This is a genomic window from Staphylococcus gallinarum, from assembly GCF_000875895.1.
GTDB lineage: Bacteria > Bacillota > Bacilli > Staphylococcales > Staphylococcaceae > Staphylococcus > Staphylococcus gallinarum.
In genome coordinates, this window is sequence record NZ_JXCF01000012.1 from 1 (window position 1) to 26597 (window position 26597).

The window sequence follows — 26597 nt, forward strand, 5'->3', positions numbered from 1 at the left end:
AAAATGTCTATCAAAAAAATTGATTTCAAATACAAGAAAGGTATTAGAGGCAAAAGACCGAATAGCTTAACAATTAAGGATATTGAATTTTATTAATCGGGAGTATGGTTTATGTATCAATGTTCCAAGTCCGCCGATTGTCCCAGCATAACCAATTGCGAGCACTAAAGATTGTTCGAATTTACTTAATGAATGTTCACTTATATCACTATTTTTCAATTCACGAGCCTCTTTAATAATCGCCATACCTATAGGTATCATGATCATCACCGCTGCAGTATTTGATACAAACATCGATAAAAATCCTGTCGCAATCATAAATCCTAATAAAATTTTACCAGTACTTGTGCCTAAATAATTAATAATCGTTAATGCTACACGCGTATGTAAATTCCATCGTTCCATCGCAATGGCCAATATAAAACCACCTAAAAATAAAAATATAATGTCATTACCGTATTGCGCTGAAACTTCTTCTGGATTTAATACATGTCCCATTGGTAGTAAAATTAATGGCAATAAACTCGTTGCTGCTATAGGTATCGCTTCCGTTATCCACCATACTGCAATCCATAGCGTTATTGCTAATACAAACACCCCTTTTCGCGACAAGTCTTCTGGGTGTATGAATAATAACGTTAACACAAACAATAGTGGACCTAAGATTAAACCAATTTTTTGTCCTGTATTATATGACTTTTTGTCTTGTGAAAAGAATGTTAAGTAATGGCTTAGCGGACGCTCCCCTTCATTTAATTTGTTCATAAAATCCCCCTTTATTATTGTCTGAATATTCACAATAATTACAGCAATTATAACATATCTTCACAACAAATAAAGTGTATAATTAAAACGCTTACACCTTTGGTATAAGCGCTGTACATCTTATTTATTCAACTTGTTTTTTAACCACTTTTGCATCACCATTTCCAACTAAAATCACATCTTGAACATGGTTTAAATAAATCTTCTGAGAACAATGCTCAAAGTTATTATGCGCAATGACTATTTTCTTATGCATGACTTTATTGTAACTTTGAACTCTAATCGCTTCTTTCGTCATTGGCCCTATAAAGGTATTACGATAAATATTTAAATTTTCGCCTGCCTGCGTATTACATAGTCTCCCTGATAAATCTTGCGCATTTTTGCCATCTTTTACTGCTAAAAAACGAATGCCTCCAACACAATTAATAAATTGATTATCATGAATATAAGTATCCTTTGCTTTTAAAGGAGTTAAAGCGTATTGATTCAATCCATCAAATGTATTATATCGTATATGAATATTCTGATAGAATTGATTAAATCGACTGGCATGCGAGCCGATAGCTCTATTCCATGCTTTCATTGTAGGTGTGGTAGAAGCACCAAAGTAACAATGCTCAATAATTACATTTTTAGTAACTGTTCCATCTGTCGCACCAAATTTTGGAAATGCGCCTTTAACTTGTAAATCAATTTGGATTGCCTCAGAAAAACTTCGTTCTCCATTATCATCATTAAATCCAAGAAATTGACACTGACTCATATATAATCCATTTATGCCACATGCATCTATTGCATGACCACCGACAATATCTTTAAAGGTAACGCCTACAATTTGGATATCTTGCGCATGTCCAATACTCATTGCTGTATTATTATATGGATATTCGTAACCATTCATATCAAATGTACCACCCGCAATATGAATATGACTATTTCCGTTATAACCATAATAACGTTTCAGCTTACGACCATTTTTTAACAGTGCATCTTTTCCTATTCGCTTCAAGACCGTTTCATCATCAAGTAACAATGTTGTACCTTCATATATTTTCAAAGATCTACGTATATGGTATTCACCTTTTGGTATTTGTATCGTGACCTTCTCCTGTGTTTTTGCAATATCTAATGCACGTTGTAATGCTTTAGTATCAGCCCATTTACGCTTTCCTTTCAATCCAAAATCTGCCGCGTTGATTATCATCGAAAACTTCCTTTCTATCCTGACTACTATATATTAAACAAATTCTATTTAATTTAAACCCTATATATACACCTTTGATGTTTTTACGAGTTAGTATATAATGACTATTAACTTTATAATTAGGGAGTGTAAAAGGTTAATGAAAAATAGTGCACTGATTATAGTTGATTACTCAAATGATTTTGTTGCAGATAATGGCAAATTGACTTGTGGGGAAGCCGGTCAACAAATAGAAAACTATATCGTTGAAAGAATTGAAGCTTACAATAATAAAAAGCAACAAATCTTTTTTATGATGGATTTACATTACGAAGATAATCATTACCATCCTGAGAGTAAACTTTTTCCACCACATAATATTTTAGGTACGATTGGAAGAGAATTGTACGGTAAGGTTAATGATATTTATCAAAATATTCTGTTTAATGAACACGTACATTTTTTAGATAAAACACGTTACGATTCATTTTTCGGAACACCATTAGACATTATGTTGAGAGAACGAGGCGTTACACAACTTGAAATCGTAGGTGTATGTACTGATATTTGCGTCCTACATACTGCAATTTCCGCTTATAATTTAGGCTACGAATTATTTATCTCACATAAAGGTGTGGCCTCATTTAATCCAACCGGACATGAATGGGCGTTAACACATTTTAAAAATTCCTTGGGTGCAGTAGTAGAATAACGACTATTAATCATGATAAAATAAAATTAAATATAAAAATAAGGAGAATTTAAACATGGCAAAAACATATATTTTCGGTCATAAAAACCCAGACACTGATGCAATTTCATCAGCAATTATTATGGCAGACTTTGAACAACAAACTGGTAATACTGAAGCTACACCTTATCGTTTAGGTGACGTTAATGCTGAAACGCAATATGCTTTAGATCACTTTAAAGTAGACGCACCTGAATTATTAAATGATAATTTAGCTGATCAAGAAGTTATCTTAGTCGATCACAACGAATTCCAACAAAGTGCAGATTCAATTGCAGATGCACAAGTGAAGCATGTTGTAGATCATCACAGAATCGCTAACTTTGAAACAGCAGCACCATTGTATTACCGTGCTGAACCTGTAGGCTGTACTGCTACGATTTTATATAAAATGTATCAAGAGCGTGGTTTTGAAATCAAACCACATATTGCAGGATTAATGGTTTCAGCTATTATTTCTGACAGTTTACTATTCAAATCACCTACATGTACTGAAGAAGATGTTAATGCTGCAGAAGCATTAAAAGCGATTGCTGACGTAGACTTAGAATCTTATGGTCTAGAAATGCTTAAAGCTGGGGCTTCAACTTCAGATAAATCTGCAACAGACTTATTAACTGCAGATGCAAAATCATTCAACATGGGTGACTATACTACACGCATCGCTCAAGTTAACACTGTAGATATAGATGAAGTGTTCGAACGTCAAGATGAATTAGAAAAAGCTATGTTAGAAGCAAGTGCAAATGAAAAATATGATTTATTTGTTCTTGTCATCACTGATATTATTAACAGTGATTCAAAAATCCTTGTTGTTGGTGCTGAAAAAGACCAAGTTGGCGTTGCATTTGATGTTAAACTTGAAAATGGTACTGCATTCTTACCAGGTGTTGTATCTCGTAAGAAACAAGTTGTTCCTCAAATTACAGAAACTTTAACTAAATAGTTTAATACGTTATATTATTTATAAATTAGCAATTATTGTTGTTATATTATCAATATAGTAATCCTGGAACATATTTAAATATGTTCCAGTTTTTTATCCAAGTATACTTATCTAGTACTTGTCAGATTAGGAGGATTCCATTTGAATGTGATAGAACAGACTTTCCATAATAGTAAAAAATATTTTGATACTCACGAAACCAAAGATATTAAATTTAGAAGAAAGCAGCTCAAGCTGTTAAGTAAAAGTATACGTAATCATGAAGATGAATTACTCGACGCTTTTCAGAAAGATTTAGGAAAAAACAAAGTAGAGACTTATGCCTCAGAAATTGGTTTCACTTTAAAAAATATTAAAACTGCACGTAAAGAACTTAAAAATTGGGCGAAACCAAAGCAAGTCAACACCCCTATCTTTATGTTTCCAACCAAAAGTTATATTATGAAAGAGCCTTATGGAACAGTATTAATCATTGGTCCGTTTAACTATCCTTTTCAACTATTGATCGAACCTTTAATCGGGGCAATTGCTGCTGGGAATACTGTCATATTGAAACCTTCTGAATATACACCAACTGTTTCAACAGTCATTCAAAGGATTATTGAAGAAGTATTCGATGCTGAATACGTAAGTATTTGTCAAGGCAACAGCGAAGTCACACAACAACTACTTGAATTGCCTTTTGATTATATCTTCTTTACTGGTAGCGAAAAGGTTGGCCGTATAGTCTATCAGGCAGCAAGTTCACATTTAACACCTGTCACGTTAGAATTAGGTGGTAAATCACCTGTTATTGTAGACGAGACAGCAAATATTAAAGTTGCCAGTGAACGTATTTGCTTTGGTAAATTTGCTAATGCTGGACAAACGTGTGTCGCACCAGATTATATTTTAGTTCATCGTAAGGTTCAAGATGCGCTTATCACTGCACTTAAACAAACGATCACTGAATTCTACGGCAAATCAATACAACAAAGTCCTGACTTTGGACGAATTGTTAATTCGAAGCACTTCAATCGTTTGCATGATTTACTTACCATTCATCAGCAAGATATTATCTTTGGTGGTCAAACAGACGCGGATGAATGTTATGTTTCACCGACACTTTTAGAAGGCATTACCTTTGATTCCAAAATTATGGAGGATGAAATTTTCGGCCCACTACTTCCTATTATCACTTATGATGATTTTGACGAAGCCGTTTCATTAATCCGTTCTAAACCTAAACCATTAAGTTTGTATTTATTTAGCGAAGATGAAAATGCTACTGAACGTGTATTAAAGGAAATTTCTTTCGGTGGTGGTGCTATCAACGATACTGTGATGCAACTTGCCAATCCTAATTTACCATTTGGCGGAGTAGGCGCTTCTGGTATTGGTCAATATCACGGCAAATATAGTTTCAATACCTTTAGTCATGATAAATCTTATATTTTCAAATCAACAAGATTAGAATCAAGCTTATTCTTCCCACCATATAAAGGGAAATTCAAATATATAAAAACGTTTTTTAATAATTAACAAGTTCTGAGTATAACAACACCAAATTATATGTTAGTTGAGCATTGTTATATCATAATATAAGGTACTTCGTTCATTTAGTAATTATTTATTAAATGGGACGATGTGCCTTATTTTTTACATTGATACGCTTTTTATAAAGACATCTAAGATAGCATGGCGCGAGTCTATACCATGTCTCAATGCAATACTTAAATCATCGAACAATTACGATACGAGAAATCATCAAAATAAAAAGTCAGTAAATGAATTTTCTGATACGCGTTCTTCAAGGTGGTATTTTAAAAAATGAAACCTTAAAGGATACGTACTACTCATTTACTGACTTTTTCAGAATTTTTATATCAAACACGTTTGACTATTACTGTAAAAATTGTACACATACACCTTCAGGCGCTTGTTGTTGATGATCGACTTGAGTTAATTCTCCTGTCACTTTATTACGCTTAAACACAGTTAATGCGTAATCACCTTCTTGATGTGCACAAACTAGGTATTCATCTGAATTTGTAATATTAAAATCTCGTGGGAATTCTCCACCACTTGACACAATATCTACAAATGAAATCGAAGAACCTTTTTCTCCTATTTTAAAGATGGCAATACTATCATGACCTCTATTACTAATATAAATAAATTTTTGGTCATTCGATAATCGAATACCTGCAAGTTTAGTTTCGCCTTCGAATGTAGCAGGTATTGTTGAGTGACGCTCTATTTCAGTAAATTTACCATCGTTATATGCAACAGTGCTTACCATATTAGAAATTTCATGTACTATATATGCATGCTTACCATCTTCATGGAATGCGATATGTCTTGGACCATCACCTGGCTCAAAATCACTAACAGCATATACTTTTAGACCTTCATCTCCATATTCATAAGTCACGACTTTATCTGTTCCTAAGTCTGCCGCCACAACATATTTTTCATCAGGCGTTGTCTTTAGAAAATGTACATGCGAGCTTTCTTGTCGTTCGTCTGGACCAGTAGGATAATCATGAGCTAACTCTTGTATTAAGCGTATGATTTCACCTGTTTCAGGATTCGCCTCATATATTCTAGCTAAGCCTGCACCATATACGGATTCAAAGATATACTTACCATCTGGTGAAATATCTACATAACAACCAGTTCCCTCTGTCGATGCTAAACATTTATTAATTAATTTTAGTTCCCCATTTTCTAAAATCTCTAAGCTAGCTATGCCACAATTTTCACCTTCACGATTAATAGCATATAAGAACTTATTATGTTGATTCACGTAAGTAGATGCTTCTAATTCAAATCCAGTGTCTACTTCTGTGACTTTTCCTGTTTGTTCATCTAATTCAAAGCGATATATACCTTTACCTTCTTTTTTAGTATATGTGCCTATGTAACCAATCGTCCTCATGTAAACCCCTCCATTTTCATATATCTTTATTCTAATAAATATCTACATAATAAACAATCAATTGAAAATATATTCTTTATAAATACTATGTTATTGACATTTTCAGAACATTTCTTCTGTTAAAATATCACTTGCCAAAAACGAACATATGTTCTATTATTGTGGTGAGGTGATTTTATGATTCCTAAAGAATACCAAGATGAAACGGATTATAGAAAGATTCCTAGAGAGTTTCTCAATCCAAATATTCCCCAAGGACGAGGCATGGTAAAATGGGCGCCGTTTATTATATGTACTAATCTCATAAAAAATCTAATTTAATAGGGTTCAAACATAATTTATATATGTATTATGTTTGAACCCTATATCTATTTATTTTTTACTAATATCATTTAAAATGTCTCGCAATTCTTCAATTTCTTTGTTATTTAATTCTTCATTTTTCGCAAAATTAAGCACTAAACTTTTCATATCCCCTCCATACAATTTATTAAGAAAGGTTTTAGCAGTTTTCATTTTAATATCATCTTCTTTAATAATTGATGAGTAAAAATAAATATTATTATATTTATAGCGTTTTATAATCTCTTTTTTATATAGTCTTGTAATTAATGTTCTAATCGTCTTATCGCTAACTTCTTTATTTTTTTGAATCTCAACTACAATTTCATTAGCTGATACTGATTTTTTATTCCATATTATATTCATAACATCCCATTCAGCCATAGATATTTCAACTTGCTTATTGGCCATTTAAAACACCCATTTCTTTTAATATTTTTTCATTTATGAATTTAGCATTTTCACCAGAGGCTTTTTCATCTGATAAATGTGTAGAAAAATAATACTTATCATGATTTGTAATTACGTAACCTACAAACCACCCATTATTATATTTCCCGTTTACTATACCTGTACCTGTTTTCCCATACAATTCATAATTTTCATTTTTTCTAATCAATAACGAAGAAGATAATTGTTTCTTTTCATTTTTACTAAAATGGTTATTTTGTTCCATCATATTTTTTAAAACTATTACTTGTTCAAGATTAGATATTTTCAAACTATCTTCCAACCAATAGGCTTTATAACTTCCCAAATTTTTATTACCATAATTTAATTGCTTGAGTTGATCAGAAGTATAGTTCTTTGATAATTGATTACTAATACGTTCGAAGTACCAATTAACTGAGTTTTGTATTGCCGTATTTAAATCTTGATCCTTATTCCAAGAATCGAAAGGATAATGATTATGATTCCATGACATACGTGAATTTTTATCACTTATAATATGACGGTCAAGTCCAAACAGTGCTAAATAAATTTTGTAAGTTGAATCAGGAGAATATCTTTTTCTACTTTCTTTTTCATTATAAATATAGTATTTGTCTTTCTTCATGCTGTACATAACGAAAGATCCACTATTTGAACCAAAATTTTTACTTTCATCTAAAATTTGGTAATCGCTTTGTAAGGGCTTTTTATAATTATAATCAGTTAAGGATTGCCCCATTAAAAACTGGCTTTGAATTATCATGATAAAAAAAGTAAAAATACAAATAAAAATTAGAATTAATTTTGACTGCTTCTTCAGATTGCCTTCTTTTATATTAATTAATCTTCTTTTGAGTAATGATTTTTTACCATTAAATGAATGGCTTAATATATTTTTGTTGAAAAATGAGGTTTTTAATACGGAATCCATAATAGCTTCCGCATAAGACTTAAATTCATTTTTGTTAATATTATTAAGGACAAATCTATCGGCTTCTACTTCATTGTCATGAATCATCTTTCTTTTTACAATTTGTATTAGTGGATTATAACTCATAGCAATAGAAAAAATATGAAAGATAATTAAATGCAAAGTATCTCTGTTTTTAGCATGAGCATACTCGTGCAATATTATATATTTTAGTTTTTTGTCATTTATACTTTTAAAATATAAACTGGGAATCAAAATAATATATTTTCCATACCAAAAAGTTATTGGAGAATGAATAGATTCTGCTTTTCGAATCACAATATTTCTTTTATATTGATGATTGAAAAGTATCTTGTTTATTTTATCTTTTTCTTTTTCATTTAGATAAAGTGACTGTTTCTTTAAATACTTAAGATATAATAAAGAATTTAAAAATTTAAAACTTAAAATAATAACTAAAACTATCCAAATAACTGTGCAGATATTATCTATTGAATCCCAATTAAACTTATGGATGTCTGTTGTAAACTCATGAACAGGTTTAGTGGTATTTATGTTAGGATTCAAATTGTGTGAATTACTTTCAACTGTGGGCTCTTGATTATTCAAATTATTAAATTTAAAAAAAGAGAATTTAATAGGGATGAAAGGAATTAATCCTGCAAGAAGAGTTAGATACCAAACTTTATAATTTAACATATAATTAAAATAGCGTTTTAATATGTACCTAAAAAATAATAACAATAGAAATATAAAACAAAAGCTTACTATGCTCATTATTAATAACTTAGCCATTTCAACACCTTCTTTCAAATATTTATAATAAACTATTGACGCGAATATTACAATTGTAATATTATTGATTTATAGAAATTACAACTGTAATATTGGAGGGTATATTTTGAAAAAGTTAATACTTTTAATTGCAATTGCTTTAGTTTTAAGTGCATGTAATTCAACCAGTTCACATGCTAAAGAGTTAAATAATTTAGAAAAGAAATATAATGCTAATATTGGTGTCTATGCATTAGATACTAAAAGTGGTAAGGAAGTAAAATTTAATGCCGATAAGAGATTTGCCTATGCTTCAACTTCAAAAGCGATAAATAGTGCTATTTTGTTAGAACAAGTACCTTATAATAAGTTAAATAAAAAAGTACATATTAACAAAGATGATATAGTTGCTTATTCTCCTATTTTAGAAAAATATGTAGGAAAAGATATCACTTTAAAAGAACTTATTGAGGCTTCAATGAAGTATAGTGATAATACAGCAAACAATAAAATTATAAACGAAATCGGTGGAATCAAAAAAATTAAAAAACGTTTAAAAAAATTGGGAGATAAAGTAACAAATCCAGTTAGATATGAAATAGAATTAAATTACTATTCACCAAAGAGCAAAAAAGATACTTCAACGCCTGCTGCTTTCGGCAAGACTTTAAATAAACTTATCGCAAATGGAAAATTAAGCAAAAAAAATAAAAATTTCTTACTTGATTTAATGTTAAATAATAAAAACGGAGACACTTTAATTAAAGATGGTGTTCCAAAAGACTATAAGGTTGCTGATAAAAGTGGTCAAGCAATAACATATGCTTCTAGAAATGATGTAGCTTTTGTTTATCCTAAGAACCAATCTGAACCTATTATTTTAGTCATTTTTACGAATAAAGACAATAAAAGTGATAAACCTAATGATAAATTGATAAGTGAAACCGCCAAGAATGTAATAAACAAATTTTAATAGTCTAAATGTACTACAAAAACTGATATAATTCTATCTTTCATAAAACTTCATAATATCGAAGAACATATATATTATTTATAATTATATATGTTCTATTTTTTTATGTTCACATTTTTTAAAAGAGAAAATACTATTAACATACCAAACATCATAATTCCAGTTACTATAATTATAAATGCTCGATAATCTTACTCAACTTTTCCATATAGAAAATAACTTATTTTAAATTAATTAATTAATCACATTAAAAAATTATATAATCCTTGCCAAAAAAGAACATACGTTCTACAATGATGATGAGGTGGTAAACATGATTCCAAATCCTAATGCGCCAGATGAATATAAATATGAAACTGATTATAGAAAAATACCAAGAAAATATTTAAACCCTAAAATCCCTCAAGGGCGTGGAAAAATCAAATGGCAAGCTTTTGCGACTCTCCCGCAACAGTTTGAAATTTTAGAACAAATTATAAAGGATCAAAATAAAATAGAAAAACCATTGCTAACACATGATTCATTAGATAATTTAGATCAGATTTTTCAAATAAAAATTCAAAATGATGAGTTATGTACAATCTCATATTGGGAAGACGGTAACATTTCAAAATATACAGGAAAAATTTTAAAAAAGGATGAAATTAGTAATACATTTTCCTTTTCTGATACTAACAATAATATATATAATTTAAATAATGCTAACGTTTGTAGTATCACTTAACACTATTTAAACTTTTAAAAAGTTTAAATAGTGTTCTTATAATTACCTTTTTCGAAATACTTCTAGCAAAATCATTATAAGTATCATACTGATATTAAATATATTATTTTTATCACTGAAAAAAATTTCTACTACTTGGAAAATTGATAAAAGACTTATTATTAACAAAAGTTTATTTAATTTTTCGCTTCTTTCTTCTTCCTTATATGACTGCTCCAATTCAATTAGTGATAATTCTTCTTTGTTTAATTCTTCAATATATTGTGGAGATTTAAAATCATTATTATTCTTTAGATACAAATATAAATATAAACTAGGTAAAAGCTCTGTTCTATAAATAATTGCAATAGATCTCTTGAAATTTAGTATCCATTGTCTAAAATATAGGGCTTCTTTTTTTCCATTTAAATTATATTGTTGATACCCATACAATTGTAATTCATTTAACATAGTTTCTAAGAAAAAGAAATTAGCAGAACTATTGAAATAAAGTGCCATTTGAGAACATTTTTCTAAAACATCTTCTTCTTGCTCATCCATCCAAACTACAAAAACAGATGCTTTATTCAAGAAGTTTATATAATTATCGCTATAACCATCTTGCCTAAAATGTTTACTTTTTCCTTCAAATGAAAAAATAGGCGCATTTACTAACCACTCTTGAATCTTCACGTCCTCATAGAAAGGATCATCAGTAAATTCATTTTCATTAGCTAAATAATAAACTTCAAAACCCATATTTTTAGATACTTTATATTCAAAAATATCCTTACTATTAATTTTTATAATTCTATTAATTTGTCTAGAAACATCTCTAATATTTTTACAATGTCTATTACCATACAATTGATACTGTCTTTGTCTATTATTTTTTTCTTGATTAATTAGAGGATATATCTTATCTTTTACACATGAGAAAGTACTATACAAGTCGCTTCCAAAGTTTATACTCTCTAAGTCTTCAATGATTTCTATAACAAATGTACCATTGTTAAATATAGTTAAGGTTAAAAAAAATAAATTCAAAGTGTTCTCATGAGTAATTTCAATATGTGGAGTGAATATATATTTTTTATATTTGTATCCATGTATATTATTTTGATCAAACAATCCATCATTAATATTTGCATTAGTAGCAAATTTTTCTAAAAATTTTTCTAGTTTTTCGTGATATTCTTTTGTATGTCTTTTATATCTTCCAGGTAAAATCCAATAATCATAATTTACCGGGGGGTTGTCAGGAGATAAAATGCGTATAACTCCTTTTACATTCAATAGAATTTCCTCAATTTTTTCAAACCAAGGGTTCATGTTATTATCTTTTATATTTATAGCAGTAGCATATTGATATGTTACTTTATAGCCTTGTAATTTATTAATATCTTCTAGAATCTTTTCAATTTTATTGTCCATTATTTTAAATATCCTCATACAGCCTAGAATATAAAACGCTAATTTCTTCTTTCAACATTTTTTTCTCTTTTTCTAAAGAATTTACTTTTCTTTTTAAAGAGGAGATTAACGCATCTTTACCGTCATTTTTATTTTTATGAACAAATATTTCTCTGTTTTGTTCACGTAACTTCTCTATTTTCTTTCGAATTTTATTATTTTTATATAATGTAGCTTTCGAAACTTTTGAATGTTTAGAAACGATGTTAAAGTTAATTTCTTTATTTTTTTGAACTAAATCATTTATTGCTTTATCAACTTTTTTCTCGGTTTTAACTTTTCGTTCTGCATGCAACTGTTTTAATTGTTCTTGTCTATTAAATTTTTCCATCTTAACCTCTATACTTTTATTCTATTACTTCTCCCGAATATAATGTTTCCATCTTTTATATTACCTAGTATTTCTTCATATTTATTTAATATATTTATATGCTTTTCAACCATATCTTGTCTATTATTATTTTTAGCTAATTCTATAGATTTGACCGTTGATTTGATATGTAATTCATATTTTTCAACATCTAAATCAGAAAATCCAATAGCTAAATCCTTACATGGTTTCCCAGAATTACAAGTCAGGCATGGCGGAGCTTCCATGTATGGACAATCACCACTCAATCTAGCATGACAAGTGCCATAAGGATTGTCCATTGCGTTTAATTTATGTTCTTGCCATAAAGAATTCAATGCTTTTTCAGATAGTTCACTACTATGCTGTATATTTTTAATTTTACCGTCAACATCAAAACTAAAAGCTCCTTGATCAATAACTGATTCAAAAGCCTTTCTCTTTGTATCATCAAGTAACTTAGCATATCTTAGAGTCATTTCTGGTGAGGAGTGTGCTAATAATTCTTGTATCGTTAATATATCTGCTCCACCATTTAACAATTTTACTGCATAGGTATGTCTAAATTGATGAGTTTTGAAATGGAAGATTTCTCCTTGTTCATCAATAATATTTTTAGTCTTTGATAAATGATTTAAGTGTGCTCTGACCATATGTTGTGTAAAGGGCATTCCCTTTCTTTTTCCTTTATAAATAGCAAAAATATAATTATTAGGATTATTATCTTTTGTACTTTTACTTTTAGAATCGGCTATTAAAACTGCTATTATATCAGCTAATTTATTATCAATTGGTATTCTATGTCCTTTAACAAAAGTTTTAGCAATATCTGTGATTATTGAATACTTTCCATTAACTTTTGCAAGGCAATTATTTTGTAATGTCAATACATCAGAAATTCTTAATCCTGTTTTAAAAGCTATCCAAACTACAGGTATTAAATCTTTATGCAAATCATTTATATGCTCAAAAAGCTGTTCCAATACAAAATCTGGGATATAATCAATTTGGCTACTATTTTTCTTTTCGTGTTTAGGTAAGTCTTGAGGATAAATTAAAAATCGTATATCTTGGTACGGTGCTATAGCATAGTTTTGAGTTATAATATCGTTTAAGAACCTTCTAATTGTTTTTAATTCTTCTCTCACAAAATTCTTAGTACTTTGCAAATGTTTATTAGCTGCATATTCAAACAAAAATTCTATATATGCTTCGATATGACATCTATCTAGTTCATTTAAACTATTCCTTGTTTCTTTATTTTTAGATATATTTTGAAAAAACCTAGTTAAAACTCTTATATAAAACCTTGCTGTAGCAAATGCTATATCACCAGTTATCAAACGATTTTTTAAATATTTTTTTGCTAATTCTCGCATTTTAATTGACTCAATTTTTTCAAAGTTTAAATAATTGCCAGTTAGTGTTTTATTATAACTCAATCCATATTTTTCTAAATTTCTAATATCCCATTTATCTTTTTCCCATTCTTCTCGCTTATCAATGAACTTAATTAGATTAATGTACATATTCTTTAAAAAAGAAGCCAGTCCGCTTTTGTATTCATAATCACCAAAAACTATTGTTGATGATCTTCTTTTTATTGGTATATTATTTTCAGTCAGCCAATTAAACCAGTGCTTTTCTAATGTATTTATATCACAATCAAGTAAAGAATTTAAATTTGGATAAACTTCATTAAAGAACTTAGCAATCTTATTAAGCTTTACTGCTCCAGTATTAAATAAATTAGATAAGGACCAATCCTCTTTAACTATCAGTTTCAAAAAAAGGTATTTAAATTCTAAATTCAAATTTTTACTTTTAATCCTAAAGAAAACATTTTTTCTTTTGTCTCTATAGTTCTTGATACTATCTTGAAATTGCTTGAATTTGTTAAAAGCTGTAATGTGCCACTCATCATTTTTAAAAAAGTAATCATCATATATTTCAGTTATTAAAACCTCTCCTTTTATATTGATGGTTCTACTTTGTAATGTACATAATTCATTAATCATAGTACTGTTTGTAGGTAAATTAATTGGTATTGACATAGTCATTCCCCTTTATTAAAAACTTGAAATTGATGCTTTACTTTATTCCAATCTTCACGTATATCTTCTTCAGTGGGATGAACATATAAATTAATAGTCGTTTGTATATTACTATGACCAAGTCTTTCTTGAACTTGTTTTATATCCTTAGTTTCATTATAAAAAACAGTTGCATGTGTATGGCGAAATAAATGAGGATGAACATTTATAGATGTTTTATGTTTTAGCCTTTTAAATAATGAATATATATCACTATAATTCATAGCTTCTCCTACATTTCTCCCCTTTATTTTTACAAAAAGATAATCAGAACATATTGAAAGTTCGTCAATTATTTCGTAGACATAATCATCGTATAAATCAATTAACGATTGGGAAATAAATATTTTTCTTTCCCCAGTTTTCAAATAAGTACCATTATCATTAAATCTATTTTTCAAAACTATTTGATGGCCTTTTCTAAAGTCAAATTTAATATCATCAATACGTAATGATAATACCTCACCTATACGTAATCCGGTTTCATATAGTAATTGTATTAAGAATTTATCTCTAATATTATTAGCTTCCTCTAATAATTTCTTAACCTCCGCATTAGTTAACACTTCTATTTTTTTCTTTGGTTCTTTAACTTTCAAAATATTTTTCAACGTTCTATAGTCCTTATTTATGTGATGCATGAAACTTTTATATTTTTTAGAGTATTTACTTTCCATATGCATAAAATCATAGAAATTAACATCTAATTTTTTACTCCTATAGAGATAATCATAAAAATTAGATACTACAGTCATAGTCAGATTAATTGTCTTAGGACTAATGCTTTTTTCTTTTCGGTGATAAGAGAGGACATTCTCATATTCAAAAGGTGTTTTCATCCATCTTATAAAATCAACAAAGTTATCAAAACTAACTTCTTTATAGCATATCTTTTTACTTTCTAAGTAAACAAAAAAATTTTTTAGTGCATAGGCATAGGTTTTCTTGGTATTTAAACTTTTCTTAACACTATCCAGATACTTCAAATATCTTACTGCATCTACTATAGGTTCATTATTACCATCTAAAATCATAAAATTGGTACCATTCTTAGATTTTACTTCTACTATTTTCATAATAATCTCATTTCTAATTTTAATAGTATAAGTATACACTATTCAAATTCTTTTTACATCATACATATTAAACTTATTACACGTAATAAAAAAAGACTATTTAATATTTTTACTTTGTTCATTTTTTCTTAAAATATGATTCATTTTAAACAAAATAGTCTATATTCTTCAACATATATATAACCGTTTGCCACATTGCCAGAACAATTCGAGTCGATTCAACAATATATTATAGATCAAAATAAAATCGACCGTCCCTTGTTATCAGATGATCAATTAAACGAATTGAACAGCCAACTACATCAAGCATTACATAGAGACATTCCTGTCTCAATAGAATACTTCCAAGATGGTTGGTTAGAAACCGTTGAGCTACGAATCAAGCGTATCAATTTATTACAAATGAACTTGGAGGGTGAGATTACAAATTCAACACGCACGATGACATTATCTTTATTAGACATCACCAAGATACTCACCACTGATAATCGTACATCAATTGAATAGGTTATCTTGGCAGTAATTAACTGCTAAGATAGCTACTATTTACTCCCTTTGATTCGCAATTTTCAAATTCGCATAAAAAAATAGAACACTTAACGTGTTCTATCAATAAATTAATTATTTGTTTCGATATCTGAAACGATTTCTTTAGTTTTACTTTCGATTTCTTCAAAATCTTTTTTGAAGATATAGGCGAATGCTACAGCACCAACGCCAGCGATTAATGAAACGGTAAAGATTGTACCGAAAACAAATTTAAATAAACCTTTAATAAAATTCCACATTATTCTGTTCACCTCAATAATTTATTAACAATGTCTATACCTAATGATAGCACAATTAAAAGCATCAATAAATATATACCCACTTTTATAGCTTTTATTCTACAAAATTCTAAAGTAATTTTATGTTATTGATGTATAAATGCATCCATGCTTCCATTAAATTTCTCACAACTATATAAGCACAATGTATATAGAATATCAAAATAAAAAAGACTAATAGCAATTGTATTAGCCTTTAATATAGTTAATTTAATTATTCCACCAAGTTGATACGGCGTCTTTAAATGAATCATAGTAGTTTGACATTATAATCACCTCATTAAACTAATTTTATTAGTTATTCGCTGATGTTATTATTATAATAACTATTCTACTTACATAATACAATTAATATGAAGTTACAAAAGAATTACAGTTCTGTAAGTTAATATATAATAAATTAGGAGTTTTGTTTATGCAAAATGTAAAATCAGATATTTTCACGCATCGCGGTTCTCACTTTGATTTAGGTATAGAGACTGCTAAATGGATGCAACAAACCCCACTATTGAAAAACAGAGAAAAAGAATGGAAAAAGCGTGTTCCACGTTTTGACATACATATAAAGGAAACATATGATATATTCCAAGTCTATGCACCACAAATATGGGAAGAGATTAATGGCATGCAAGAAGTATTAAATATCCCAACTAGCCAAATGATATTAAATTTTGCTCATTACCGCTTCACACCACTTAAGAATAGTGGCTGCACAGTGTTTCTAGGCAATGATTATATGGTTAGAAATTATGATTATCACCCTGCTACATATGACGGACGTTATTTATTGTTCCAACCAAATGATGGTGGACTAGCACATGTTGCCCCTACATCTAGAGTAACAGGTAGAATGGATGGTATGAATGAGGCCGGCCTAGCTATGGGTTATAATTTTCATGCATAGAAAGCATCCAGGAAACGGATTTGTATGCTATATGATTGGTAGATTAATACTTCAATACTGTAAAGATGTTCCCGAAGCAATAAAATTACTAGAAGAAATACCTCACCGAAGTTCTTTCAGTTATATTGTTATGGATAAGCATTTAAATCATGCAATCATTGAAGTTTCACCACGTTCCATCGAGGTTCGCTATGATCGAACATGTACCAATCATTTTAAATTATTAACACATGAGAATAGAAATTACACCAAAGAATCGAAGGAGCGATTGTCGAGATTGTTAAAAAAAACACCACAACATCTTGATAAAATGGACGCATTCCAGATGTTCAATGATCCAAAATTTGAAATTTATAGTAAATTATTTAAAAGTTGGTCAGGGACGATACACACAAGTATGTATGAGCCCCAGTCACTAACAGCTTATATTGCTTTAGGTGAAAATCAATCTCCACTTAAAGTCGACTTTTCAAAATGGTTAACTGGATCATCATTAAATGAAACACAAATCACTGGAAAAATTGATACTGATTTAACATTTGCCACTGAATAAATTATAAAAAGAACCGACAATAACACAAAATGTTAAACTCGGTTCTTTCATTTACGCTCTATTAATCTATATGAATATCACCATGATTGGTATAAAATTCCAAGACATTTTGTCCATCTCCAACTTTACCATCGATAAACATTTTATTGTTTACATGCGCATTGCCATTTTCGGGATTTAACTTTAACAACGTATTGTTCGGTTCTTTGTTATATCTCATGTGTATATTACCGTGTTGTGTAGAGGCTTTAAAATCAGATTTTACATCCATTTTATTCAACTCAATATTCCCTTTGTTCGCAAGCAATACTGAAGATTCAATTAAGGAATCATTAACTATGATGCTTTCATTTTTCGATTTAATATTTGCATGCTTTATATCACTTTTAGTTAAGTGAATTGGAGAATTAGTCCCTCTATAAAACATATCATTTATCGTCGAATTTTTTACTGTAATACGCGCACCGCCAGTGTCATTAAATAAAATTTTTGCTGATTTAATATCCACATTATTTATGGTAGTCGCATTTGTTTCGCATGATAGTGTTAACTTATCTAATTGTTTATCTGGAACTATTATTGTCATCTGGTCATTTACTCGTCTAAATGGGTTAAAATTCAAACCATAATGATCTTCACTATTACTATTTTCTTGAATGCTTAATTCTTGATTAGAGTCATCAATGTTCAACCTTTTCTTACCACTATATTTAACTGCAAATTGTTTACCTCGTTTGATGTTAATCGAACTATTTTGACTATCTAACTTAAGACTATTTATCTTTTTAGAATCAAAGGTTTTATTTACAGAATTAAGTTTATTATTTTGTTGCTCAAATCCAAACCAAGTCAAGCAGCCTAAGAGGAAGCATACTATAAATAAGATTAATCCACTTATGAATAACTTCTTCATTCAACTGCACTCCCTCTAATCGTTTTGATATTCCAACGTAAATACTTCAAAATTAAACGATATACAAATTGAGCTAATTTAGCAATTGCAACGAAAAGTACAATGCCTAAGCCAGTATATGATATTGCAAACAAGTAATTGCTAACCGCAAAGCTGATATTATGATTAAATATACCATTGATAATCAGTAACACTGGACTAAGTGTAAAGAATAGAGAACATAATAATAAGATAACCATAAAGAAACCTACAAATATCATTGGAATCAAGATAATCACTACAGACAAGATACCCATGCCCAATGATGCCATAATCGCACGAACAATGGTTCTTACATTCGGTTTATATTCAGCTGAGGCTATAGCACTCTTCGCCATAATCTCTTTACCAATTTTCTTCGGTGATTCTAATGCACCAATAATTTGGTACTCATTTCTACCTTCACTTTCTTGCTCGAAAAAGTAATCCTCATATTCATACATTACTTTATCTCTTTCACTTCTTGGTAAATTATCTAACTCTTGTTCTAATTCATTTAAAAAAGTGATTTTATCCAAAATATCTACCGCCATTCAAGTATAGAATTCAATCCACTTTATATGTTCAAATAGAAAAATGACATACCTGTTGGCAATGTCATTTTAAATTGTTATTTATTATGAATTTCAATCTTTTTTATTTTATTATTCTTATGTACAACAAACAACTTTATTTTATGTTTTTTATCAATAAAAATCAAAGACTTAAATCCATTATGTAGTGATTTTTCTCTATAATTTGCATTTAAACTCGCCTTCACTTTTGAAATATCGTCACCGATTTTCCAACCATAATTTGTCTGTAGACTATCGTCATTTAATAATGACATCCCAACAATTTGATTACTACGCTTATTTACTAATACTATAAATTCAGGATGATCAACCATTGAATAAACATAAACCTTCTTTAATAAAACATCATCATCTAATTCAAATTTATGCTTATTCATTTTTGAACCAATCTTAAATTTATCAATTTTAAAGTTACTCAAATTAGTATTAGTATGTAACCTATTATGATTGACGAATATCACTACGGTGCCAATAGTAATAAGTATGAAAACAACTGTAATTATCCATTTAACATTTTTCAATAACTTCATTTTGTCACCACATTCCATATCACTTAATTAATATAGCATAGGAATTTCATACTTTCATCCATAAACTATACTTTTTAAAACATATTACTTTTATAAGTATTAAAAATTTTCTTTCATTTATATTTATTGATATAATAATACCTAATAAACTAAAGGGGGAAGTACTATGACAAGTTTAGAAACGTATTTCAACAACAGTCAACCACTTGATCAGTATATTGCAGCAATGACAGAAAACAAAGAGAATTTAGAGTCAATATATCATTCATTCTCTTTACCAAATAATGATCAAAGACTAGATCAACTTAAAACATCAAACTACAGCAAAGTCTTGGTAATTTCAGAAGATTGGTGTGGCGATGCTATGATGAACATTCCAATTTTAAAACATATCAGTGAAGCACTAAACTTGGAAGTTCGTGTCTTCCATCGTGATGAAAATACTGATTTAATAGATCAATATCTAACAAATGGAACTGCTAGGTCCATTCCAATTTTTGTCTTTTTAAATGATAATTTTGAACAAGTTTCAGTGTGGGGTCCACGTGCTAAACAAGTACAGCATTTTGTAGACGAAACGCGTGCAAAGTTACCAGCTAAAGATGATCCTACATATGAAGATAAATCTGCAGAAACACATGTAATTATTAGTAACCGCTATAAGACAGATTCTCAAATGTGGAAACATGTTTATGATTCAATTTTAGACAAACTTATCACAATATAAAAAAAGAGACGTATGAATAGGTTTTCTAACCGTTGATTCATACGTCTCTTTTTATTGTGAAATTCGGTTAAATCTTATATATCTTTTCTAGTTGCATAAAATAAATTGACGATAAATAACACAACTATAGATGCTGATGAAATGAACCATTGCCAATGCGTGAATGTATAATCACCTGATGTTGTTTTAGAAGTTAAATAGCTAAATGGTACATATTTTAATGAATCTTTAATGTCGTCCCCAATTTTAGGAATCATTGGTAAGAATGGTTCAGCAAATGGAACAATTAATACTAAAAAGATTCCTAATGTAAAGATTAATGCCGTTTTAGGAACGATTAATGAGAATAAATAAAGCAATAATCCATAGAATAAATGGAAAATAAAGAAAAACCATAAGAGTTCAAAGAATTTATCTGTTTTTACATTTTTACCATCTACAATACCTTGTACAATTAAGACAAATACAACCAGAGCGGCAGTTATCATAATTGAAATCAACAGTATAGAAATCACTTTGGCGATAACATAGCCAGCACGACTTGATTTCTTATTCATATATAATTGAATCGTACCTTGTGAGATATCTCTTGTGATTGTTTTAATAACAAACAGTAAACCCATTAATGAGAAGAACCAACTACCTGCCGATAGTAATGTATTACCATTCATTTGATCTGACTGTTGAACAAACAATACAGTAAACCCTATTAATGGAATAATAGTTAGCAGTAATGCTAAATAAGTCAAAGGACTTTTAAAAATACTATACATATCATATTTTACTAATTGTAAACTATTCATTATTTCCCGCCTTTCTGATTAATATTAAAGTAAGTATCACGTAAAGAACTCTTACGAGTTTCAATAAATTCTGGATAAATGCCGATTTCAGCTAATCCTTTTAATAGTGATTTGTAGTTCTTTTGAGCATTCAATATTATTTCATTATTTTCTTTTAGTGATTGAATAACTTCATGATGTTCGTTTAAATGTGCTAATGTTTTATCAAATTCGTCTGTTGCTACAATAACCACTGTAGAATCAGTAGGTGCACCTGATTTCATATCTACATCTTGCACGAAATTACCATCTCTTAGAAATACTGCTCTGTCACAAATCAACTCAATATCTTCTAATTTATGGCTAGAAATTAATATTTTCATTTCCAATTCTTTTACTAATGATTGAATTGTTTTCAATACATCTATAGAACCATCTGGATCCATGCCATTAGTAGGTTCATCTAAAATAAGATACTTGGGTTTGTTCATTAATGAAACTGCTATTGCTAATTTTTGTTTCATTCCCATTGAATATTTTTTAACTTTTTTCTTAATATACGGTCTCATACCAAATGCATCGATAATATAATCTGTATATTTTTTGTCAAAACCTTTTCCTAAGACATGTGCAAATAATTTCAAATTATATAGTCCTGATTTATTATCATATAATTTAGGATGTTCAATTAGATAACCGATATTTTCTTTATTTCCTAATTTTACTTCACCTTTATAATTAATAATATTTCCATTCATTACTTTCATTAAAGTCGTTTTTCCGACACCATTTTTACCAATTAAACCTACAATTTGGCTATGGCCAAAATCAAAATCTATATGATCCAGTACATTATTAGAACCATAGGTCTTAGTTATATCGTGTAATTGCATTAATTTGCCTCCTTTTGTTGGTTACTTATTTTTTTGTATTGTATAAAGTAGTTACTAATAAAGAAAATAATGCTAATAATTAAAAAACCATATTTATAGAGCAATTCTAAGTAATTCAAAAATATAGGTTGATGCCCTATCAAAGATTGTATGCCTACAGCAATGAGAATCATTAAAAATGGTATAAATAAAATCATTATCAATAAGTAAACTAAATATGAAATATTCTCAGATTTTTGTTCTAAATTTCTCTTAAATGCGATTGGTACAGCGAATAAATTAATCGCTATATAAGAAAATGGCAAGGTTATACTATACGAAATTCCCGTCTTAGAAACTGTTGAACTAGGAATATTATATAAAGATAAAATACCTGCACCGATTAAAGTAAATAATAAAATAGTAATATATGTTGAATCTAATAATGCTTTCTTAGACACTGGTAAACTACCAAAGAAGTCTAGTGATTGTTTGTGACCCAATCTACTGTGAAAGCGAAAGGCATGACCAGAATCTAACAATGAAACAAAAAGAATAATCATTGCAACAATAGATGAAAGTATTCTAATGATCAACAAATCATTGTTAATCAGTAATTGAATTGGTGCAAAAATGAGCAAGAGACTATACAACACAATGGTTTTTTTACGTAATTTAAAGTTTCTAATAATTAAATTTTTCATCTAACGTCTCCTTCATTTATTCTCACTTTCATGTTCCACTGTTGTACTGTCACCTTTTTCCAAGTAAACCATTAATTCTTCTATCGTCGGCTTGGTAATTGCAACTTTATTACCAAATATTTCTTTGAAGACATTGGCTTGGTCAGTTAAGGCGACATATCCTGTTTTATTTTTTTCATAGTAATGCATCAATCCAAACAACTCATCGTCTAGGTGTTCAGAATCACCTTTAACAACTTGATATTGATTCATAATTTGATCTAAATAATCATTCAATACAACTTTACCGTCTTTAAAGTAAATTAAGTAATCTGCAATTTTCTCTAGATCTGAAATGATATGTGTCGATAAAAAGACTGTTTTTTCTTCATTAATCAATTCTTGCTGTATTATATCTAGGACTTCGTTGCGTACGATTGGATCCAATCCAGAGGTCGGCTCATCTAAAATGAATAACTCAGCTTGATGACTGAAGGCAATCGCAATTGATAATTTCATCTTCATTCCAGTTGATAAAGTCTTAATCTTACTGTTATATGATAAATTGAATTTTCTTAAGTAGCTGTTAAATAACTCATGATTCCAATCGTCATAAAAAGGAGCTACAACCGATTCAACCTTATTAATAGTCCATTTTTCATTTAAATATAAATCCGAGTAAACGAAACCAATTTTATTTTTCAACGCCACAGCATGTTTGCGCATTGACTTATCAAACACAAAGATTTCTCCACTACTTGGCTCAATTAAATCCATTATCATTCTAATCATGGTCGTCTTCCCAACACCATTGGAGCCGATAAAGCCTGTTACATACCCTTTTGGAACTTGAAAGTTAATATCTTTTAATGCAAAGCCACCATATTCGTAATTAACGGCATTAACTTCTATTGCATTCATTCCTCGTCCTCCTCATATATCATTGCTAGGATATCTTGCAATTCAGAGAGAGACATACCAATCGTTTTAGCTTCTTTGCTAATTGACTTGGCTAAGGATTCAATCACAATAAATTGTTTTTCCTTCAATATCGAACTATCTTGTTCCTTTACAAAGGTGCCTTTTCCTCTAATAGTGAAGACGAATCCATCTTTCTCGAGATCTTCGTAAGCACGTTTGGTGGTAATTACACTAACACTTAAATCTTGTGCTAATTCACGCATTGAAGGTAAGTGTTCGCCGGGATCAACGTAGCCTTTTAAAATATTTTCTTTAATTTGCTGTTTAATTTGCTCATATATGGGGCTCTCACTATTATTTTTTAAAAGTATTTTCATTAACGTCCTCCCTTATCGCTGTATATACACAATATACACAATATATCATTAGTTGTAAACATCTTTCTGTTAAATATGTGATTAATACATGGAAAAAGGCTTAATTGAGTATACAGTATATACACAGTTAAGCCTTGTAATTACTTATAAATTATTTTTTGTGGTGTTTATTTCGTTCTTTCCTATTATTATTTCGATTAATAAACGCGCAAATCATAAACATTATTGCAGCTATTAATAATTTAATACCAGATGATTCATTACCATTCGCCTGTAAATAATATCCTACAATAAATGAAATAATTGCTAAGCACACAAAAACTTTAGTTAAATGTCTCACCTAATCACCCCGAACATCGTTATTATAGCAAACAATAATTTAATTTTCTAAATATACTATTAAATTTATTAGTATATGAACAGTTCTAATTCTATTATATACAATAAAATATAATGTTTGCAGAGTTATATCATTGATGATAAAATTGTAAATGTATCCACGAATTATACTACACAACCCCAAGTCTGGTGTCGCAGACTTGGGGTTTTTGTGTAGGGCCACCTATTTGTCTTTCCAATTATTTTCTAACCAAACACGGAAAATAACAAGTAAGCAACCCGTTATTAGCGTTCCTATAATTTCTTGCCACCACGATATCATACTACACCTCCCACAGTAAAAAGTGCCATGTGGAATTTGATGGCCTGTTCTTATTTTAACACAAATAGAACATATGTTCGATAAAGGTGTCAGTTTTTTTATAAATTTTATTTAAAATGTGGTCAGGACTTTAATTTTAAATGATTTCAAGATAATATAGGAAGTAACAATATGTAAAGAGAGGTAGACCATCCATGAATCCATTAGCTTTAGATTTAAATGAACAATTGTCTAAATCAAATCCAGAAATTGCAGATATGCTTTCAGATTTAGGTAAATTAATGTATTATCCGAAAGGTATTTTATCTCAATCTGCTGAAGCCAAAGCTACAAAATATAATGCCACTATTGGTATGGCAACTTATAGCAATAAAAAGATGTACGCAGACACTTTAAATAACGTTTTTGGCGAATTAGAACCTGATGAAATTTTCCCTTACTCACCTCCTCAAGGTATCGAACCCTTACGTGATTTATGGCAAGAAAAAATGTTGAAAGAAAATCCAGATTTAAATAAAACGGATATGACTAGACCTATTATCACAAATGCATTGACTCATGGTTTATCATTAGTTGGCGATATGTTTGTAAACAGTGGTGATACAATATTATTGCCTACACATAACTGGGGTAACTACAAACTTGTTTATAGTACAAGACATAGTGCTGTTTTCGAAACGTATGATATTTTTGATGAAAATGGTAATTACACTACAGATGCTTTAGTGAATACTTTAGCGAATTATAATAAAGATAAAGTAGTACTTATATTAAATTATCCAAACAACCCAACAGGTTACACACCTACTAAAGATCAAGTTAATCAAATCGTGACAGCTATCAAAGACTTAGCAGAACGAGGTACTAATGTCATCGCTCTTGTTGATGATGCATATTACGGATTATTCTATGAAGATGTCTATACTCAATCTTTATTTACTGCATTAACAAACTTACAGTTAAAAAATCTACTTCCTATACGTTTAGACGGTGCAACTAAAGAATTTTTTGCTTGGGGCTTAAGAGTTGGTTTCATTACATTTGGTGTAAATGATGAAACAGCAAAATCTGTATTAGAAGCAAAGGTTAAAGGTATGATTAGAAGTAATATTTCTAGTGGTCCTATGCCTTCCCAAAATGCAGTGAAATACGTGTTAGAACATAATGAAACGTTCGACCAAGAAATTCAACACAATATCGATACGTTACAAGCACGCTATGAAGTCACTAAAGATGTCGTTTATGATGAAAAATATAAACCATACTGGCAACCATATGAATTTAATTCAGGTTACTTCATGGCTGTACAAGTCAAAGGTGTAGATCCTGAGACATTACGCACACATTTAATTGAAAATTATTCAATCGGTATTATCGCTTTAAATAAGACAGATATCAGAATTGCCTTTAGTTGTGTAGAAAAAGAAGACATACCGCATGTATTTGATTCTATCGCAAAAGCAATTGCAGAATTACAAAATTAATTAAACTAAAAAGGAACAAGCACTAAACTACAACG

The 26597-nt window shown here is 29.4% G+C and carries 27 protein-coding genes and 2 pseudogenes; 9 read left to right on the plus strand and 20 right to left on the minus strand.

What is annotated here, in order from left to right:
* Nucleotides 1-87 precede the first annotated feature (87 nt).
* Both SH09_RS09250 and SH09_RS09255 read right to left on the minus strand, forming a co-directional pair.
* Nucleotides 88-765, minus strand: a pseudogene (locus SH09_RS09250) (SLC13 family permease); the annotation flags it as partial.
* A 124-nt stretch (nucleotides 766-889) separates the two neighbouring features.
* Nucleotides 890-1972: a glycosyl hydrolase family 28-related protein gene (locus tag SH09_RS09255; protein ID WP_042739376.1), complete on the minus strand. Its 1083-nt coding sequence runs from the start codon at nucleotides 1970-1972 to the stop codon at nucleotides 890-892.
* A gap of 139 nt (nucleotides 1973-2111) precedes the next feature.
* Between SH09_RS09255 and SH09_RS09260 the strand changes: the two genes are divergently transcribed.
* The 3 genes from SH09_RS09260 (at nucleotide 2112) to SH09_RS09270 (ending at nucleotide 5169) form a co-directional block, all read left to right on the plus strand.
* On the plus strand, nucleotides 2112-2663 hold the full coding sequence (locus SH09_RS09260) for a cysteine hydrolase family protein (RefSeq protein ID WP_042739377.1): 552 nt from the start codon (nucleotides 2112-2114) through the stop codon (nucleotides 2661-2663).
* Between the two features lie 55 nt (nucleotides 2664-2718).
* Complete coding sequence (locus tag SH09_RS09265; protein ID WP_042739378.1) at nucleotides 2719-3648, plus strand: manganese-dependent inorganic pyrophosphatase; 930 nt, start codon at nucleotides 2719-2721, stop codon at nucleotides 3646-3648.
* Nucleotides 3649-3789: 141 nt separating this feature from the next.
* The gene (locus tag SH09_RS09270; RefSeq protein WP_042739379.1) at nucleotides 3790-5169 is read left to right on the plus strand and encodes an aldehyde dehydrogenase; all 1380 of its coding nucleotides are present in this window, start codon (nucleotides 3790-3792) and stop codon (nucleotides 5167-5169) included.
* Nucleotides 5170-5530: 361 nt separating this feature from the next.
* Here SH09_RS09270 and pglS read toward each other — a convergent pair whose 3' ends face one another.
* The 3 genes from pglS to blaR1 all read right to left on the minus strand — a co-directional run bounded on the left by pglS (nucleotide 5531) and on the right by blaR1 (nucleotide 9068).
* Nucleotides 5531-6568, minus strand: coding sequence for a 6-phosphogluconolactonase (gene pglS, locus SH09_RS09275; RefSeq protein WP_042739380.1), 1038 nt, complete (start codon nucleotides 6566-6568; stop codon nucleotides 5531-5533).
* Between the two features lie 372 nt (nucleotides 6569-6940).
* Nucleotides 6941-7321: a penicillinase repressor BlaI gene (gene blaI, locus SH09_RS09280; protein ID WP_001284658.1), complete on the minus strand. Its 381-nt coding sequence runs from the start codon at nucleotides 7319-7321 to the stop codon at nucleotides 6941-6943.
* Nucleotides 7311-9068, minus strand: a complete 1758-nt coding sequence (gene blaR1, locus SH09_RS09285) for a beta-lactam sensor/signal transducer BlaR1 (RefSeq protein WP_001096367.1) — start codon at nucleotides 9066-9068, stop codon at nucleotides 7311-7313. Before blaR1 ends, blaI begins: the two co-directional genes overlap by 11 nt.
* Before the next feature lie 106 nt (nucleotides 9069-9174).
* Between blaR1 and blaZ the strand changes: the two genes are divergently transcribed.
* Together blaZ and SH09_RS09295 are read left to right on the plus strand one after the other, a co-directional pair.
* The gene (gene blaZ, locus SH09_RS09290) at nucleotides 9175-10020 is read left to right on the plus strand and encodes a penicillin-hydrolyzing class A beta-lactamase BlaZ (protein ID WP_000733622.1); all 846 of its coding nucleotides are present in this window, start codon (nucleotides 9175-9177) and stop codon (nucleotides 10018-10020) included.
* Between the two features lie 313 nt (nucleotides 10021-10333).
* Entirely contained in the window at nucleotides 10334-10744 is a 411-nt protein-coding gene (locus SH09_RS09295) for a YolD-like family protein (RefSeq protein ID WP_000612779.1), read from the plus strand.
* A 42-nt stretch (nucleotides 10745-10786) separates the two neighbouring features.
* On the opposite strand, the gene SH09_RS09300 is transcribed toward SH09_RS09295, so the two are convergent.
* Genes SH09_RS09300 through SH09_RS09315 form a run of 4 tightly spaced genes read right to left on the minus strand, consistent with a single transcriptional unit; the run spans nucleotide 10787 to nucleotide 15714 of the window.
* Nucleotides 10787-12157, minus strand: a complete 1371-nt coding sequence (locus SH09_RS09300) for a hypothetical protein (RefSeq protein ID WP_000368919.1) — start codon at nucleotides 12155-12157, stop codon at nucleotides 10787-10789.
* Between the two features lie 4 nt (nucleotides 12158-12161).
* Nucleotides 12162-12527: a DUF6262 family protein gene (locus SH09_RS09305; protein ID WP_000410574.1), complete on the minus strand. Its 366-nt coding sequence runs from the start codon at nucleotides 12525-12527 to the stop codon at nucleotides 12162-12164.
* Nucleotides 12528-12535: 8 nt separating this feature from the next.
* Nucleotides 12536-14599: a tyrosine-type recombinase/integrase gene (locus SH09_RS09310; RefSeq protein ID WP_000026850.1), complete on the minus strand. Its 2064-nt coding sequence runs from the start codon at nucleotides 14597-14599 to the stop codon at nucleotides 12536-12538.
* 2 nt (nucleotides 14600-14601) lie between these two features.
* Entirely contained in the window at nucleotides 14602-15714 is a 1113-nt protein-coding gene (locus SH09_RS09315; protein ID WP_000706213.1) for a tyrosine-type recombinase/integrase, read from the minus strand.
* Between the two features lie 195 nt (nucleotides 15715-15909).
* Here SH09_RS09315 and SH09_RS09320 point away from each other — a divergent pair, with 195 nt between their 5' ends.
* Nucleotides 15910-16221 carry a YolD-like family protein gene (locus SH09_RS09320; protein WP_052495430.1) on the plus strand — a complete coding sequence of 104 codons (312 nt, stop codon included), beginning with the start codon at nucleotides 15910-15912 and terminating at the stop codon, nucleotides 16219-16221.
* Nucleotides 16222-16331: 110 nt separating this feature from the next.
* On the opposite strand, the gene SH09_RS16365 is transcribed toward SH09_RS09320, so the two are convergent.
* On the minus strand, nucleotides 16332-16502 hold the full coding sequence (locus tag SH09_RS16365) for a hypothetical protein (protein WP_107512689.1): 171 nt from the start codon (nucleotides 16500-16502) through the stop codon (nucleotides 16332-16334).
* 454 nt (nucleotides 16503-16956) lie between these two features.
* Here SH09_RS16365 and SH09_RS09325 point away from each other — a divergent pair.
* A pseudogene (locus tag SH09_RS09325) lies at nucleotides 16957-17998 on the plus strand (C45 family autoproteolytic acyltransferase/hydolase).
* 61 nt (nucleotides 17999-18059) lie between these two features.
* Here SH09_RS09325 and SH09_RS09330 read toward each other — a convergent pair.
* The 3 genes from SH09_RS09330 to SH09_RS09340 all read right to left on the minus strand — a co-directional run bounded on the left by SH09_RS09330 (nucleotide 18060) and on the right by SH09_RS09340 (nucleotide 20055).
* Nucleotides 18060-18911, minus strand: coding sequence for a DUF4097 family beta strand repeat-containing protein (locus SH09_RS09330; RefSeq protein WP_042739381.1), 852 nt, complete (start codon nucleotides 18909-18911; stop codon nucleotides 18060-18062).
* Nucleotides 18908-19468, minus strand: coding sequence for an HAAS signaling domain-containing protein (locus tag SH09_RS09335; protein ID WP_042739429.1), 561 nt, complete (start codon nucleotides 19466-19468; stop codon nucleotides 18908-18910). Before SH09_RS09335 ends, SH09_RS09330 begins: the two co-directional genes overlap by 4 nt.
* A 92-nt stretch (nucleotides 19469-19560) precedes the next feature.
* Entirely contained in the window at nucleotides 19561-20055 is a 495-nt protein-coding gene (locus tag SH09_RS09340; protein ID WP_042739382.1) for a hypothetical protein, read from the minus strand.
* A 166-nt stretch (nucleotides 20056-20221) separates the two neighbouring features.
* Between SH09_RS09340 and SH09_RS09345 the strand changes: the two genes are divergently transcribed.
* Complete coding sequence (locus tag SH09_RS09345) at nucleotides 20222-20782, plus strand: thioredoxin family protein (protein ID WP_042739383.1); 561 nt, start codon at nucleotides 20222-20224, stop codon at nucleotides 20780-20782.
* Between the two features lie 74 nt (nucleotides 20783-20856).
* Here SH09_RS09345 and pmtD read toward each other — a convergent pair whose 3' ends face one another.
* The 7 genes from pmtD to SH09_RS17010 all read right to left on the minus strand — a co-directional run bounded on the left by pmtD (nucleotide 20857) and on the right by SH09_RS17010 (nucleotide 25075).
* Nucleotides 20857-21585 (minus strand): phenol-soluble modulin export ABC transporter permease subunit PmtD, encoded by a 729-nt coding sequence (pmtD, locus tag SH09_RS09350; protein WP_042739384.1) that lies wholly within the window; start codon nucleotides 21583-21585, stop codon nucleotides 20857-20859.
* Nucleotides 21585-22457, minus strand: coding sequence for a phenol-soluble modulin export ABC transporter ATP-binding protein PmtC (pmtC, locus tag SH09_RS09355; protein WP_042739385.1), 873 nt, complete (start codon nucleotides 22455-22457; stop codon nucleotides 21585-21587). Before pmtC ends, pmtD begins: the two co-directional genes overlap by 1 nt.
* Entirely contained in the window at nucleotides 22457-23140 is a 684-nt protein-coding gene (gene pmtB, locus SH09_RS09360; RefSeq protein ID WP_042739386.1) for a phenol-soluble modulin export ABC transporter permease subunit PmtB, read from the minus strand. The genes pmtC and pmtB overlap by 1 nt, the downstream gene beginning before the upstream one ends.
* Nucleotides 23141-23152: 12 nt before the next feature.
* On the minus strand, nucleotides 23153-24040 hold the full coding sequence (gene pmtA, locus SH09_RS09365; RefSeq protein ID WP_042739387.1) for a phenol-soluble modulin export ABC transporter ATP-binding protein PmtA: 888 nt from the start codon (nucleotides 24038-24040) through the stop codon (nucleotides 23153-23155).
* On the minus strand, nucleotides 24037-24417 hold the full coding sequence (gene pmtR / locus SH09_RS09370) for a PSM export ABC transporter transcriptional regulator PmtR (protein ID WP_042739388.1): 381 nt from the start codon (nucleotides 24415-24417) through the stop codon (nucleotides 24037-24039). Before pmtR ends, pmtA begins: the two co-directional genes overlap by 4 nt.
* 151 nt (nucleotides 24418-24568) lie before the next feature.
* On the minus strand, nucleotides 24569-24757 hold the full coding sequence (locus SH09_RS17005; protein ID WP_042739389.1) for an SE1626 family protein: 189 nt from the start codon (nucleotides 24755-24757) through the stop codon (nucleotides 24569-24571).
* 222 nt (nucleotides 24758-24979) lie between these two features.
* Nucleotides 24980-25075 carry a Trp-rich small protein gene (locus SH09_RS17010; protein ID WP_229367409.1) on the minus strand — a complete coding sequence of 32 codons (96 nt, stop codon included), beginning with the start codon at nucleotides 25073-25075 and terminating at the stop codon, nucleotides 24980-24982.
* 197 nt (nucleotides 25076-25272) lie between these two features.
* Between SH09_RS17010 and SH09_RS09380 the strand changes: the two genes are divergently transcribed.
* Entirely contained in the window at nucleotides 25273-26562 is a 1290-nt protein-coding gene (locus SH09_RS09380) for an aminotransferase class I/II-fold pyridoxal phosphate-dependent enzyme (protein ID WP_042739390.1), read from the plus strand.
* The last annotated feature ends 35 nt before the right edge of the window (nucleotides 26563-26597 follow it).

Excerpts from the sequence above, each read along its gene's own strand:
- SH09_RS09330 (WP_042739381.1), bottom strand. The coding sequence starts at position 18,911 with ATGAAGAAGTTATTCATAAGTGGATTAATCTTATTTATAGTATGCTTC.
- SH09_RS09295 (WP_000612779.1), top strand. The coding sequence starts at position 10,334 with ATGATTCCAAATCCTAATGCGCCAGATGAATATAAATATGAAACTGAT.
- SH09_RS09255 (WP_042739376.1), bottom strand. The coding sequence starts at position 1,972 with ATGATAATCAACGCGGCAGATTTTGGATTGAAAGGAAAGCGTAAATGG.
- pglS (WP_042739380.1), bottom strand. The coding sequence starts at position 6,568 with ATGAGGACGATTGGTTACATAGGCACATATACTAAAAAAGAAGGTAAA.
- SH09_RS09310 (WP_000026850.1), bottom strand. The coding sequence starts at position 14,599 with ATGTCAATACCAATTAATTTACCTACAAACAGTACTATGATTAATGAA.
- SH09_RS09300 (WP_000368919.1), bottom strand. The coding sequence starts at position 12,157 with ATGGACAATAAAATTGAAAAGATTCTAGAAGATATTAATAAATTACAA.
- pmtB (WP_042739386.1), bottom strand. The coding sequence starts at position 23,140 with ATGAAAAATTTAATTATTAGAAACTTTAAATTACGTAAAAAAACCATT.
- pmtD (WP_042739384.1), bottom strand. The coding sequence starts at position 21,585 with ATGAATAGTTTACAATTAGTAAAATATGATATGTATAGTATTTTTAAA.
- pmtR (WP_042739388.1), bottom strand. The coding sequence starts at position 24,417 with ATGAAAATACTTTTAAAAAATAATAGTGAGAGCCCCATATATGAGCAA.
- blaR1 (WP_001096367.1), bottom strand. The coding sequence starts at position 9,068 with ATGGCTAAGTTATTAATAATGAGCATAGTAAGCTTTTGTTTTATATTT.
- blaI (WP_001284658.1), bottom strand. The coding sequence starts at position 7,321 with ATGGCCAATAAGCAAGTTGAAATATCTATGGCTGAATGGGATGTTATG.
- SH09_RS09305 (WP_000410574.1), bottom strand. The coding sequence starts at position 12,527 with ATGGAAAAATTTAATAGACAAGAACAATTAAAACAGTTGCATGCAGAA.
- pmtA (WP_042739387.1), bottom strand. The coding sequence starts at position 24,040 with ATGAATGCAATAGAAGTTAATGCCGTTAATTACGAATATGGTGGCTTT.
- SH09_RS09260 (WP_042739377.1), top strand. The coding sequence starts at position 2,112 with ATGAAAAATAGTGCACTGATTATAGTTGATTACTCAAATGATTTTGTT.
- SH09_RS16365 (WP_107512689.1), bottom strand. The coding sequence starts at position 16,502 with ATGTGGAATTTTATTAAAGGTTTATTTAAATTTGTTTTCGGTACAATC.
- SH09_RS09265 (WP_042739378.1), top strand. The coding sequence starts at position 2,719 with ATGGCAAAAACATATATTTTCGGTCATAAAAACCCAGACACTGATGCA.
- SH09_RS09380 (WP_042739390.1), top strand. The coding sequence starts at position 25,273 with ATGAATCCATTAGCTTTAGATTTAAATGAACAATTGTCTAAATCAAAT.
- SH09_RS09340 (WP_042739382.1), bottom strand. The coding sequence starts at position 20,055 with ATGAAGTTATTGAAAAATGTTAAATGGATAATTACAGTTGTTTTCATA.
- SH09_RS09315 (WP_000706213.1), bottom strand. The coding sequence starts at position 15,714 with ATGAAAATAGTAGAAGTAAAATCTAAGAATGGTACCAATTTTATGATT.
- pmtC (WP_042739385.1), bottom strand. The coding sequence starts at position 22,457 with ATGCAATTACACGATATAACTAAGACCTATGGTTCTAATAATGTACTG.
- SH09_RS09345 (WP_042739383.1), top strand. The coding sequence starts at position 20,222 with ATGACAAGTTTAGAAACGTATTTCAACAACAGTCAACCACTTGATCAG.